This window comes from Rhodococcoides corynebacterioides NBRC 14404 (assembly GCF_001894765.1).
GTDB classification, from domain to species: domain Bacteria; phylum Actinomycetota; class Actinomycetes; order Mycobacteriales; family Mycobacteriaceae; genus Rhodococcoides; species Rhodococcoides corynebacterioides.
In genome coordinates this window covers 231,047-243,866 of record NZ_BCWV01000001.1, presented here as the reverse complement: position 1 = coordinate 243,866, position 12,820 = coordinate 231,047, and the positions used below count along the sequence as shown (strand labels likewise).

General features: G+C 71.7%; 9 protein-coding genes. 8 read left to right on the top strand and 1 reads right to left on the bottom strand.

Annotated elements, in window-relative coordinates:
• Positions 1–71 precede the first annotated feature (71 nt).
• A complete protein-coding gene (locus RC2_RS01155) occupies positions 72–1,127 on the bottom strand; it encodes an Hsp70 family protein (RefSeq protein WP_139277227.1) in 1,056 nt (351 codons plus the stop codon).
• 493 nt (positions 1,128–1,620) lie between these two features.
• Between RC2_RS01155 and RC2_RS01150 the strand changes: the two genes are divergently transcribed.
• Genes RC2_RS01150 through RC2_RS01115 form a run of 8 tightly spaced genes read left to right on the top strand, consistent with a single transcriptional unit; the run spans position 1,621 to position 12,818 of the window.
• On the top strand, positions 1,621–2,685 hold the full coding sequence (locus tag RC2_RS01150) for a glycosyltransferase family 4 protein (protein WP_068145392.1): 1,065 nt from the start codon (positions 1,621–1,623) through the stop codon (positions 2,683–2,685).
• Positions 2,682–3,881, top strand: a complete 1,200-nt coding sequence (locus tag RC2_RS01145) for a glycosyltransferase family 4 protein (RefSeq protein ID WP_068145389.1) — start codon at positions 2,682–2,684, stop codon at positions 3,879–3,881. The genes RC2_RS01150 and RC2_RS01145 overlap by 4 nt, the downstream gene beginning before the upstream one ends.
• Positions 3,871–5,238: a lipopolysaccharide biosynthesis protein gene (locus RC2_RS01140; RefSeq protein WP_245810904.1), complete on the top strand. Its 1,368-nt coding sequence runs from the start codon at positions 3,871–3,873 to the stop codon at positions 5,236–5,238. The genes RC2_RS01145 and RC2_RS01140 overlap by 11 nt, the downstream gene beginning before the upstream one ends.
• Positions 5,235–6,239, top strand: a complete 1,005-nt coding sequence (locus tag RC2_RS01135; protein ID WP_068145386.1) for a CgeB family protein — start codon at positions 5,235–5,237, stop codon at positions 6,237–6,239. Before RC2_RS01140 ends, RC2_RS01135 begins: the two co-directional genes overlap by 4 nt.
• Positions 6,236–7,624: a hypothetical protein gene (locus RC2_RS01130; RefSeq protein WP_068145382.1), complete on the top strand. Its 1,389-nt coding sequence runs from the start codon at positions 6,236–6,238 to the stop codon at positions 7,622–7,624. The genes RC2_RS01135 and RC2_RS01130 overlap by 4 nt, the downstream gene beginning before the upstream one ends.
• A complete protein-coding gene (locus RC2_RS01125; protein ID WP_068145378.1) occupies positions 7,615–9,708 on the top strand; it encodes a Wzz/FepE/Etk N-terminal domain-containing protein in 2,094 nt (697 codons plus the stop codon). Before RC2_RS01130 ends, RC2_RS01125 begins: the two co-directional genes overlap by 10 nt.
• 48 nt (positions 9,709–9,756) lie before the next feature.
• Positions 9,757–11,472: an alpha/beta hydrolase family protein gene (locus tag RC2_RS01120; RefSeq protein ID WP_068145375.1), complete on the top strand. Its 1,716-nt coding sequence runs from the start codon at positions 9,757–9,759 to the stop codon at positions 11,470–11,472.
• Positions 11,469–12,818 (top strand): glycosyl hydrolase family 28-related protein, encoded by a 1,350-nt coding sequence (locus RC2_RS01115; protein WP_068145372.1) that lies wholly within the window; start codon positions 11,469–11,471, stop codon positions 12,816–12,818. Before RC2_RS01120 ends, RC2_RS01115 begins: the two co-directional genes overlap by 4 nt.
• Positions 12,819–12,820: the final 2 nt, after the last annotated feature.

Here is a 12,820-nt window from a genome sequence, read left to right as displayed (position 1 = left end):
TCCTCTGTCGAACCGTTGGTCGTGTCCCCCGACACCGTGTGTGCGCCGATCCTGCGAGGGATCGACCGAACTCAGTTGGCCGTTCCCGTGCCGAGGCGGAACCCGACGTCGTTGCCCCAGCTGTCCGGGAATCCGTCCCCGTCGGCGTCCTCGTCGCTCGCCGCCGAGGTGGGAGCCACCGAGGTCACCCGCGGATCCGTCGCGACGGTGGCTGTCGGTGGCGCGGCGGGCCCGGCGCCGTCCGGTCCGTCCATCGGCGTGGCCGTCCCCAGGTACGCCCAGGCGGCGGCACCGGCCGCGACGACGATCAGCGCCACCACGAGGACGGCGGTCCACAGGCGGCGCCGCTGCGGCCCCGGCGGTGGGTCGTCGAGCAACTCCCAGTCCGCGTCGTCCTGCGCGGGAGCGGTCTCGACCGCCGAGTACGCGAACGGTCGGGGTTCCCGACGGACGGGCGTCGTGTGCGCCCGCGGGCCGGGTTCCGGACTCGACTCGTCGATGTCGGACGCGGCGGGGTGGTCGGCGTGGGGGTCGTCGGGGGTCGCGGCCGTCGAGACGGTGGGCTCCGGGGAGGGCTGCGCGATCCGCGCGGCCGGCACGGCGTCGGCGGCCGCCGACACCTCCGGCAGGATCGGCGCGAGCCGCTCCTCGACCAGCGCGCGCACGAGCGGCACGGCCGCCCCGCCGCCGGTGAGCACCACGGCCTCGGTCTCCCGTCCGACGTCGCGCACCCGAGCCGCGACCCGATCGATCAGGTCCACCAGGGACGGCCGGAGGGCGTCCTCGAAATCGGCGCGGGTGATGAGGGTGACCGGTCCGCCCGGGCCGGACGCCGGTGTCCTGGCCGCGGCGGACGTCGACAGGGATTCCTTCACCGACCGGCAGAACGTGAGGATCTCCGGGGACTCCCGGTCGCCGTCGCGCGGACCGAGAATGCCGTGCGCGCGCAGATGGTCCAGCACGATCAGGTCGCACGCGTCACCGCTCGGCGACGGCCACCGCACCTCGTCGACCACCCGGTCCTCGTCGACCCCCACGACGGTCATCCCGGTCCCGGACCGTCCGAAGTCGAGAACGACCACGGTCGCGCACCCGGTCCGCACCGGCGCGTCGACCGTCTCCCGCATCAGCGCGACTCCACTCGCGTTGTCATCTCTCACAACTCTCCCGGACGGACACTCACCGGGGGATCGGGAAACCGGTCCTCGTGAGCGTTATGGCGGACAAAAGAATCTTCCGGTATGTTAAAGCCAGCGATAGGGTACTGCGCCGTCGTTTCCAGTCACAAACACGACCGGATCACACCTTACTGCCTGGTAGTGCGATGCGCGACCGGGTGGGACGGCATCGGCAGCGCAGCCGATACCCCGGACGTACTGCTCCGAGCGGGGCCGGAGCAGAAGTCGACGGACGGGGGCGACCACATCGCCGGCATCGCCCGCACTCGACTGGTTCGTGAACGGGAACCAGGCGCCTCCTGGTTCCACCTCACAGAAACAGCGATGCGGACGGACACGCCGTGTGCACGCCCACCGGGGCACGCACACCCACGAGAGGGAAAGGCTATGGACCCCGATGACACCCGCATCCGTGACGGCCACTTCGACGGTGCAGGTCCACATGACCGGCGCCGAGTGGTTCGCCACCACTCCGGGCGGGCTCAATCGTTACTTCACCGACCTGTTCCTCGCGCTGCAGGCTCGGCCGGACACCCGCGTCAGCGCGTCGGCCTTCGGGAACGCGGCCGCTGGTGGGCACTCGTGGGGGCCCAGCTCCGGCTCCACGGTGGCTCGCGTGTGGACCTCGCTCCGCGATGACCGCGGGCTGAGTTCCTCCACCGTCGTCGATCGTCACTTCAGCCTGTTCGGCCGCCCGGCTCTGGGTCGCCGGGGCCGGCTGCCGTCGGTCGCGCACTTCCACGGTCCGTGGGCCGCAGAGAGCGCCGCCTCCGGCGAGAGTCCCGCCGCGGTCCGGGCCAAGTACTGGGTGGAGCGGCTGCGTTTCCTCGACATCGATCGGTTCGTCGTCCTCTCCGAGCACTCGGCCCGGCTGTTGCGGACCGACTACGGCGTCGACGCCGACCGGATCCGCGTCATCGCGCCCGGCGTCGACCTCGCTCGCTTCACCGTCCCCGCCGAGCGCCGGTCCGACCGCCCGACCGTGCTGTGCGTGCGTCGACTCGAGAACCGCATGGGCATCGACCGCCTCATCGCGGCCTGGCCGGCGGTGGCGTCGGCCCATCCCGACGCCCGACTGCTCGTCGTCGGCGAGGGCACGCAGGAGAGTGCGCTGCGCGCGCTCGCCGCGAACTCGCCCGCGTCGGCGTCCATCGAGTTCCTCGGCCGCGTCGACGACGCGCGGCTGCGCAGCCTCTACGCCGCGGCCACCGTCTCGGTGGTCCCGACGGTCGCGCTCGAGGGCTTCGGGCTGATCGCCCTGGAATCGTGCGCCGTCGGATGCCCGCCCGTGGTCACCGACTGCGGCGGCCTGCCGGACGCCGTCGCCGGTCTGGAACCCTCGCTGATCGTTCCGGCGGGGGACGCCGGCGCACTCGCGGCCCGCCTCACCACCGCGCTGGACGGCGTCGTCCCCGGCGCCGAGGCCTGCCGCGCCCACGCGGAACGCTTCTCCTGGGACTCCGCCGCGGCCGAGCACGTCGAGCTCTACCGGGAGGTGGTGTCATGACCCGGGCTCTGTTCCTCGCCCACACCGCCGCTCCGTCGGGCGCCGAGATCGCCCTCCACCGTCTGGTCCGGTCGATGCGCGACACCGACGTCACGGTGGCGTTCACCGAGTACGGCCCGATGGTCGAGCGCGTCCGGGCCGACGGCATCGACACCGTCGTCGTCGACGGGCCGTTCGACAGCCGCACGGTGACCATCGGCGGCCTGTCCCCGGCGCGGGTGCTCCGCGGCGTCACCGGACTGGTCCGGCTGGGCTGGGAGGTCGGCGGCCTCGCGCGCGAGCGCGGCGCCGACGTGCTCGTCGCCGAGTCCACGAAGGCCCTGCTCATGGGCACCGTCGCGTCCCGACGTGCCGGCATCCCGTTGGTGTGGCATTCGCACGATCGCATCTCGGCCGAGTACTTCGGCACCGTGCTGTCCGCCGTCCTGCGTCTGCTGGGCCGGGTGGTCTGCGCCGGCTTCGTCGCCAACAGCGTATCGACGCTCGACTCGCTGCCCGCGCGTCGCCGCCCGTCGGTGGTCGCGTACCCGGGCATCGACCCGACGGGCCGCAGCCCGCTGCGCCGCGCGCAGGCCGAGTCCGACCGCACGGTGCTGTGTCTCGTGGCGCGCCTGACGCCGTGGAAGGGGCACGTGGTGCTGCTCGACGCGCTCGCGCGGATGACGACGCGCCCCGAACGGGTCTACCTCGTCGGCGGCACGTTCTTCGGTGAGGAGCCGTACCGCGCGGACCTCGAGGAGCGCGCGGCCACACTCGACGTCCCCGTCGTCTTCACCGGTCACGTCGACGATCCCACCGAGTACATGCGCCGGTCCGACGTGCTGGTGCACTGCACCCTCACCGCGGAGCCCTTCGGTCAGGTGATCGTCGAGGGCATGCTGGCCGGCTGCGCCGTCGTGGCGTCGGGACCGGGCGGGCCCGCCGAGATCGTGCGCGACGGGGTCGACGGCCTCCTGGTGCCGTCGGGTGACGCGGCCGTCCTCGCCGCGGCGTTGGATCGCCTCGTCGCGGACCGTGGTCTGCGCACGCGGCTGGCCGAGGCCGCACCGGCCCGCGCCGCCGAGTTCGACGTGGCCGAATCCGCCCGTGCCGTCGAGGATTTCCTCGCCCGCATCGTCGGCCGGCCCGCGCCGGTGCGCGCGCTGCCCGGGTCCGAGTCGGAGTCGCAGTCGGAGGGGGAGTCCCGTGTGGGATGACGCCACCGACCGCATCGACCTGACCGGACGTGCCGAGCCCGGCGCACCCGAGAGCCGGCGTCGGCGCCTGCGCGTCCCGCCGCGCCTCGCGGCGGTGCGCGACATCGCGTTCGTCAGCTTCGGCAAGTACGGGCAGTACCTGGTCACCATCGTCACGCTGCCCCTGACCGCCCGCATCCTCGGCACCGAGGGACTGGGCCTGCTCGCCATCGGCATGTCGGCCTACTTCATCGGCGCACTGCTGGTCGACATGGGCATCACCACGTTCCTCGCCGCGATGATGAACGCGGACAACGTCAATCGCCTCCGCGGCAACTACCTGGCCCTGCGTGCCGCGGTGCTGAGCGCGATGGGTGTCGCTCTCGCGCTGGGCATGCTGGTCGACGCCCACGTCCATCTCCACATGGTGTTGCTCGGACTGTTCGCGGGCGGCGTCTCCTCGTTCGGCGACGACTGGGTTCTGGTGGCGGAGGCCAGGTTCGGCATCGGCGTCGTGTACCAGTCCATCGGCCGCGTCCTCTACCTGGTACTGCTCGTCGGTCTGCTCCCGCACTTCCCCAGCGCGTCGGTGGCCATGCTGTGCCTCCTGCTCTCGACGCTGGTGAACGTGGTGCTCACCTGGCGCCTGACGCTCACCGAGCACGGTCTGCCGTCGCGGCCGAACGGGGTGCTCGCCATGGTGAGAATGGGTGCGCCCGTGCTCACCTCGCGTCTGCTCATCACCAGCTACGGGCAGGGTGCGGCCAGCTTCTACTCGGTGGCCCTCTCCGCGGCGTCCCTGGGTCTGTTCTCCGCGAGCGACCGGCTGGTCCGTGCGTTCCAGTCGCTGCTCGACGCCATCGGCTACGGTCTGCTGCCCCGCCTCGCGCGGGGGCGCGAGGACCACTTCTGGGGCAACGCGTTCCGCGGACTCGGCGCCACCGTGGCCATCGCCGCGGGTGTCTCGGTGGTGCTGTGGATCGCCGCCCCGTGGGTGATCCCGCTGATCTTCGGCGCCGAGTTCACCGGCGCCGTCGAGATCATGCGTGTGCAGGCGTTCATCCTGCCCTTCACCGCGCTGACGTCGTTCGTCACGACGGCCGTGCTGCCGGTCCAGCAGGACACCCGAGGAACGCTGATCGGCGCCGTCGTCGGCGCGATCTTCGCGGGCGGCGCGCTGCTCGCCGCAGTGGCCACCGGGTCGGTGTGGGCGCTGGTGTTCGGCACGTTCACCTGCGAGATCGCCGTCGCCACCTGGTACCTGCTGCGCGTCCGCATGCTGCGTCGGCGCAGCGAGACCCCCGTGGACGCACACGACGACGCCATCACCGAGCCGCTCGTCCCGGTGCGTCTGGCCTCTCCGGGAGGTGACCGATGAAGATTCTCTTTCTCGGTGACGACTGGGTGGGCAGCAACGCACGCTCGATGGCCGACGGGTTCCGCGAGGCGGGCCACGACGTCCTGGTGATCGACACCACGCCCGTCGCCCTCCCCGGTCGGCTCACCCCGCCCTGGATCTACGCCAAGCTCGGTCGCGGCCGGGCGCCGTGGGTGCTGGCGGATCTGCATCGACGGATCGACGCCGCGGCGCGGGACTTCCGGCCGGACATGCTGTTCTGCTTCCGCACCGTGCACCTGGACCAGGATCGACTGCTGGCGCTGCCCGCCGCCGTGCGCGTGCACTACAGCCCGGACGACGTCGCCAACCCCTACAACACCACGCCGGATTACCTGCGGCGCGAACGGGACTGGGACCTGGTGATCACCACCAAGGAACACAACGTCCCGGAACTGACCGAGCGGGGAGCGCGGGAGACGCTGTTCGTGCTCAGCGCCTACGACCCGGCGTGGCACCGACCCACCGCGCGCCGGTCCCCGCAGGAGTTCACGGTCGGGTTCGTCGGCGCGTGCCGCCCCGACCGGCGCGACTTCGTCACCGATCTCGCCCGCACCCACGGCGCGCGGATGGCCGTCCTCGGACCCGGGTGGCGGCGTGTTCCCGCGCTGCGGGCCACCTCGGCGCGCCTCGGCGGTGCGGTGTACGGCGAGGAGTTCTCGGGCGCCGTCGCCTCGATCGGCGCCAACCTGGTGCTGCTGAACTCCGACAACCGCGACACCCACACGTGCCGCACCTTCGAGGTGCCGGCGGCGGGCGGCCTGTTCGTCGGGGAGCGCACGCACGAGCACGCCCGGCTGCTCGACGACGGAACCGAGTGCCGTCTGTTCTCCACCCCGGAGGAGCTCGCCGAGATCCTGGCGTGGGCCGACGCCGAACCGGACGAGGCGCGCGACATGGCCGAGCGCGGGCGCGCCCGCATCGTGGCCGACGGACACGCGTACGTCGACCGCGCCCGCGAGATCACGGCGGCGATCCGATGACCGCGGTGACGTCCGTCGCGGTGACGGCCCTCGCGCTGGTGGCCCTGCTGATCGCGGGCCTGTCCCTGCGCGGAGTCGCGCGTGTGTTCGTGGTGGCCCAGGTCGCGTACTGGTCGCTCAGCTACGTCGCGCGTCCCGTCGTGCTGCTGTGGGTCCTGCCGGAACCGCAGTTCGCGGACAGTCTCGCCGATCCGCGCCTGGCCACCATGGGCTACGACAAGGGCATCGCCGAGGTCCTGAAGCCGGTGATGTTCGGGCTGTGGTTCTACGTCGCCCTGGTGGTGGCGTACGTGCTGTGGCAGCGCTCCCGGAACGTCGTGCCCCGCTCCCCCGTCGCCCCGACCGCGGACCCGGACTTCTTCCGCGGTCTCGCCGTCGTCTATGTGATGGGTCTCGGCGGACGCTTCGTCTCGTGGGCCACCGGCAGCGCCGGCTCGGCGGGCGAGGTCACCAGCGCCAACCCCTTCCTCGACTTCGCCGCCACCATGGCCACCGTGGGTGCGCTGGGACTGATCGTGTTCGCCCGCCCGGCGACGTGGCAGCGCACCACGATCCTGCTCGGCTTCCTGCTCGGCATGGAGCTGGTGTGGACGGTGATCGTGGAGTCGAAGACGCCCGTCATGGGTGCGGCGCTGGCGGTCGCGGTGCGTTTCGCCTTCATCGGGTGGACCCGCCGCACCGTGCTCGGCGTCGCCGGCATCTCGGTCACGGCCATCGGCGCGTTCGGACTGCTGCAGGCGCTCAAGGTCGACCCGGAGACCGAAGCCATCAGCGCGCTCGCCGAGGCGAGCTATCCCCCTGCGGTGCAGCCGTTCCTGCCGATCCTGCGCCGGTTCGATCTGCTCGAAGCGGCCACCGACGCGTACTTCATGAACGGTCGGGAGTGGATCTCGCACCTCGACGTCGTGCGCAACGCCGTGCTCAACTTCATCCCGTCCCAGCTCCTGGGGGCGGAGAAGTTCCAGTCCGGAACCGCCTGGGCACAACAGGTTCGCGGCTCCTCGGTGGACATGCGGACCGTCTCGGTTTCGCTCGCCGAGGGCAACATCAGCGAGGGATTCGTCCTCGGCGGTTACGCCGGGGTGATGGTCTCCATGACCTTCACCTTCGTCATGGTGCTGATCACCGTGCGCATGCTCACCGCGCGCCACTTCGTCCTGGTGGTGCTCGGACTGACGCTCATCGAGTACCCCGTGCTCTTCGAGCGCGGAATCCTCGGCACCACCGAATCTCTCGGCAAGTCTCTCCAACTCGCGATCCTGGTCTGGATCGTGACGCTCGTGGTCGGGGAGTACGGCAGACAGTCGCGGGCGATACCGCCGCCCACGACCTTCGACTACCCCGACATCGACAGTCGACGTAAAGGATCGCCATCATGGGTCTGAACGATTACTTCGAGATCGCCAAGCGGCGCTGGATGATCATCCTCGCGTGCGTCGTCGCCGGCATCGTCGCCGGCGCGGTGTACACCTCGTCGCTCACCTACTCGTACACCGCGCAGAGCCGCATGTACGTCACCATGGCGACGGGGACCTCGGTGGCCGACTCCTACCAGGGCGGAATGGCTGCGCAGCAACGCATCACGTCCTACGTCGACCTCGTCACCAGTGACCGCGTCATGAACGACGTCATCAGCGAACTCTCGCTCGACACCACGGCCGCCGAGCTGGCGTCGCGCACCACCGCGTCGTTCGCCCCGGCCACGGTCATCATGACCGTCGACGTCTCCGCCGACACCCCGGACCAGGCGCGCGTGATCAACGATCTCGTCGTCGCCAAGTTCCGCGACCTGGTCGGCGAGCTCGAGAGCACGCAGGTCGGCGCGGCCCCCGCCGCCAAGGTGACGGTGATCGATCCCGCCACCACGCCGTCGGCGTCCGCCGGCCCCGCCCCCACCAAGAACCTCGCGGCCGGCACGATGGTCGGCCTTCTGCTCGGCTGCGGTCTCGCGTACCTGCGCGACCGGCTCGACAAGCGCATCCGCACCACCGGCCAGGTCGCCGCGCTGAGCACCACGCACTTCCTGGGCGGCGTCGAGTCGTCGTCGCGGACCACCGACACCCGACGGGTCGCACTGCGACTCGACGGCGTGCTCGCCGAGGCGTCGCCGCGCGTCGTCGTCTTCGTGGGATCGACCGCCGCGTCGTCGCGGTCGCGCCCGTCCAGCGCGTCCGACACGGTGCTCCCGGTGGCCCGCGCGCTGGCGGTGCTCGGCAAGTCGACGCTCATGGTCGACGCCGCCACCTCCGGGCGCGGCATCTCCTCGCGCATGCGTCCGGCCACGTTGCCGGGTGTCGCGGACCTGGCGCATCAGCGCCGGTCGGCGAACGAACTGACCCGGCCCACGCAGGTGAGCGATCTGCGCGTCCTGCCGCTCGGGCAGGTGGACGACGACACCGCCACGTTCCTCGTGTCCGCGCGATTCGCAACGATCCTGCAGGAGCTCGGCCGGGAGCACGACTACGTGCTGGTCGACGCCACCGGAACCACCGACGGCACCGACGCCCTCGCCCTCGCCGCGCATGCCGACCACACCGTCGTGGTCGTCGAGGCCGGCACCACCACGGTGGCGGACCTCGAGGAAGTCCTCACCGAGCTGTCCGACATCGGCGCGTCCGTGGCCGGCACGATCCTGGTGCCCCACCGCCCGGCGAGCTTCTCGCCCGCGCTGCTCCGTCGCCGCGGGCAGGACGCCGCCGCCGATACCCTCACGCCCGCGGCACCGGCCACGCCGGACGCCCGGCCCGTCCCCCGTCGCGACGAGGGTCGGTACCAGGACTCCACCGAGCCGTACGACGACCAGCAGGGTCACGACGGTCGACACAGCTACGCCGATCACCAGGGTTACGACGACCACCGGGATTACGACGACCGTCAGGGCTACGACGACCGCCAGGGCTACGACGACCACCTGGGTTACGACGCCCGCGAGTCCTACAGCGCGGCCGGGTCGCCGGCCGACGCCGTGACCGACCGGCTCACCGTGGTCGACCACCGGGACGAGGCCGCGGCGGTCGACCGGCGCGACGAGGCGGACACGACGGCGACCGACGAGGCCGAGAGCACGACGTCGACCACGTCGACCACCACTGGCGCGACCGACGCCACGGACACGACCGAGTCCCACGTCGAGTCGACGGACTCGACCGACACCACGTCGACTGATACCGCGGCCGACGAGCCGGCTGAGAAGTCGGCGGAGACATCGGCCGAGGAGTCGGCGGAGGAGTCGGCACCCACTCGGGTGGCGCCCAAGAAGACCGCACCCTCGTCCTCGGCGCTGCGCAGGATGCGCTCGCGCGGCACCGGCCGCTCCGGTGCCGACAGGACCGAGCAGGCCGACCGCGACTCCTCGTCGGAGGACTCGCCGGCCGAGTCCGCGCACGGCGACGAGGATGCGTCCCCGTTCGCCGGGGCGCGCAACGGCCGGGTGCACCGGCCGTCGACCCTGCGTCGTCACACGGACTGATCCGCGCTCACCCCCTCCGCACACTCGGCACCGAAGGAGTTCTGCCCGATGACCACGTCCCCGACCTGGTTCGGATCGACGGACCGCCCCCTGTTCGGGGTGGTGCACCTGCCGGACGACGGGCGCGCCCGAGCCGGCGTGTTGCTGTGCCCGCCGATGGGCAAGGAGCACGTGGACACCTACCGCGGGATGAAGTTCCTGGCGCAGGAGTTGGCGGCGGCGGGCTTCGCGGTACTCCGGTTCGACTATGCGGGCGTGGGTGATTCGTCGGGCGAGCAGAACGCCCCGGATGCCCTCGCAGGATGGACCGCGAGCATCGCCGAGGGGGTCGCAGCACTGCGCGCGATGGGGTGCCGCACCGTCTCCGCGGTAGGACTGCGGGTGGGCGCACTGCTGCTCGATCACGCCGCCGCCGATCTCGGGCCGCTGCACACGGTGGTGCTGTGGGATCCGACTCCGCGCGGGCGGGGCTACGTCCGCGAACAGCAGGCGCTCTACCGGTTGGGGGTCGGGTCCGACACGGATCCGGTGTCGAGCGACGGCGCCGAGCTGCACACGCTGGGACAGAGCCTCTCTCGTGAGGCGGCGGCCGAACTGTCCGCCCTGAGCCTCACCCTGTCCGCCCCGACCGTCGGCACCTGGATCGCTGCGCTGCGCGAGGGCGGCGCCGCCGCACGGCTGTCCGCGACCCTCGAGGCGGCCGACGCCCGCACGGTCGACGTGGGTCCGATGGCCGATTTCGTCTCGCCCGCCAGCTTTCTCGTCCCGATTCCGGCCGACGCCGTCCGCACGATCACCGGCGCGCTGAGCGATGCCCACGAGGGCCTGCCGGCCGACCCGGTGTCGTTCACCCCGCGGCGATCGGCGACGATCCGCACGGGCGGCGGCCAGGTGCTCGAGACCATCGAGGCACTCGGCGAGCACGGACTGTTCGCCGTTCGGACCACGCCGACCGCTCCCGAGGACGGGCCCGCCCGGCGCGACGCCGACGCCACGGTGGTGTTCTGCGCGACGGCCAACGACACCCGAATCGGGCCGGCGCGGCTCTGGGTCGAATCCGCCCGTCGCGCAGCGCTGTCCGGCCGCAGCGCCCTGCGGTACGACCGGCGCGGCGCCGGTGAGACCGGCCCGGTGACGGCGCGCGAACACACCCCGATCTACTCGCCCGAGGGCGCGGACGACGTCGTCACCGCGGCTCGCGAGGCGCACCCCGACTCGCGTCGAGTGGTGTTGTCCGGGATCTGTTCCGGGTCGTGGAATGCCGCCTACGCCGCGTCTCGTACGGGCGCGGCCTCGGTGGTGCTGGTGAACGCCATCGGGTACAGCTGGCGCCAGAAGAAGTCCGCCGTCGGCGCCGTGGACCCGGCCACGATGGGCGTGCCGCGCACGGCCCCGGAGTGGCAGAAGACGCCGCGCGCACGGATCAAAGCCGCTCTGCAACGCCATCTTCCGTATCGAGCGTGGCTGCTGTTGGGACGACAGGGCATCACCCAGGTACCCGAGGTCATGCTGCGCACCCTCGCCGAGCGCGGGGTGCAGACCACGGTGGTGCTCGCCCCCGCGGACCACCGGTGGTTCGTCGATCAGCGCGGGACGGAAGGGCTCCGCCGCATCGCCCGCACCGGTCGCACGCCGTCCGTCGTCGAGGTCGGCGTCGGCGATCACTCGGGGTTCCACCACACGTTCCGCGCCGCGGTGACCGACTCCGTGCTCGGTGCCCTGTCGGTGACCCCGGAGCGCCGGGACGGAGCGCTCAGCGCATGAGCTCCTCCGGTGTCGACCGCCGACGGCTGCTGCTCGGCGGTCTCGGCGCGGCGTCGCTTCCCCTGATGGCCGCGGCCTGCTCGCGTGACGACGACGCCCCCACAGCGGAATTCGGCAACGCCCCGATCGGCGACGCTCCGGCCGCCCGGAACGTCCGCGACTTCGGCGCGACCGGAGACGGGACCACCGACGACACCGCGGCCATCGCGCGGGCCTTCGAGGGCCTCGACCGCCCGACGGCGGTGTATCTGCCGACGGGGACGTACCGGGTCACGTCCTGGCCGGCCATGCCGGACTACGCCACCCTGTCCGGAGACGGCGCCGACGTCACGACGGTGCTGTACGAGCAGAACGGCACACTGATCGAGCTGCGGGACAAGCAGCGAGTGAACTTCCGGCGGCTCGGGTTCTTCCTGACCGGACCCACGGCCACCGGCATCGTCCTGGCCGGGTGCTTCCGCTGTTCCTTCGACTCGGTGACGATCCGGGGCAACCACTCGTCGTCGACGTTCCCGCAGTTCGTGGAGCAGCGCGGAATCGTGCTCTCCGACAACACCGGTGGGACCTCGTTCACCAACTGCGACATCAACAACTTCGGGGTCGGACTCACCACCCGGACCATCCAGAACTACGTCACGGCGTCGAAGTTCACCAGCAACCGCGTCGGCGTGCTCGGCACCGGCGGGGACTTCACGGCGGGGCTCGCCCTCACCAACGTCGAGTTCGTCTCGGACAACGACCGGGACACCACCGACAAGCACCTGGTGGTGGACGGTCCGGCCAACGACTGGTGGCTCACCAACGTCTGGTTCGAGGGGTCCGACATCGCGGTGTCGGTCGGGGCGCCGGACGTCGGCGGCCCGTCGCAGTTCGGCATGGTCAACTGCAAGGTCGCGGCGCGCACCACCTGCATCGAACTCCGGTACTGCCGACAGCCGTACCTCGCCAACGTCATTCTCGATCCGGACCCGAACAGCACGCCGGCCGAGCTCGTCGTCGACCCGGTGCACACCCCGACCGGCACGGCGATCAACCTGATCTCTGGATCCGACGACGACGTCGACTTCTCCGCGTTCCCGCCCGACTGGACGGTGATCGGCCGCGGCGCCGTCGCAGGCGCGACGTACACCGGCACCGTGGTCGCTCGGGCCACGGGCGACGGCGATCTGCTGCGCACCGAGCGGGACGGACGCACCACCGCGGTGGTCCGACCCGACGGCACCTGGGTCTCCGACGACCCCGGAGCCGGTGTGGTGCTCAAGGATTCGGACGGCGGGTACTGGCGACTCGTCGTCGGGACCGACGGGGCGTTGCGCACCGACTCACTCGGCCGCACCCGGCCGTGAGA

What these genes read in the sequence shown, in the direction of transcription:
- RC2_RS01115 (WP_068145372.1), top strand. Translation starts at nt 11,469, where the DNA reads ATGAGCTCCTCCGGTGTCGACCGCCGACGGCTGCTGCTCGGCGGTCTC.
- RC2_RS01150 (WP_068145392.1), top strand. Translation starts at nt 1,621, where the DNA reads ATGACCGGCGCCGAGTGGTTCGCCACCACTCCGGGCGGGCTCAATCGT.
- RC2_RS01120 (WP_068145375.1), top strand. Translation starts at nt 9,757, where the DNA reads ATGACCACGTCCCCGACCTGGTTCGGATCGACGGACCGCCCCCTGTTC.
- RC2_RS01125 (WP_068145378.1), top strand. Translation starts at nt 7,615, where the DNA reads ATGGGTCTGAACGATTACTTCGAGATCGCCAAGCGGCGCTGGATGATC.
- RC2_RS01145 (WP_068145389.1), top strand. Translation starts at nt 2,682, where the DNA reads ATGACCCGGGCTCTGTTCCTCGCCCACACCGCCGCTCCGTCGGGCGCC.
- RC2_RS01155 (WP_139277227.1), bottom strand. Translation starts at nt 1,127, where the DNA reads ATGCGGGAGACGGTCGACGCGCCGGTGCGGACCGGGTGCGCGACCGTG.
- RC2_RS01130 (WP_068145382.1), top strand. Translation starts at nt 6,236, where the DNA reads ATGACCGCGGTGACGTCCGTCGCGGTGACGGCCCTCGCGCTGGTGGCC.
- RC2_RS01135 (WP_068145386.1), top strand. Translation starts at nt 5,235, where the DNA reads ATGAAGATTCTCTTTCTCGGTGACGACTGGGTGGGCAGCAACGCACGC.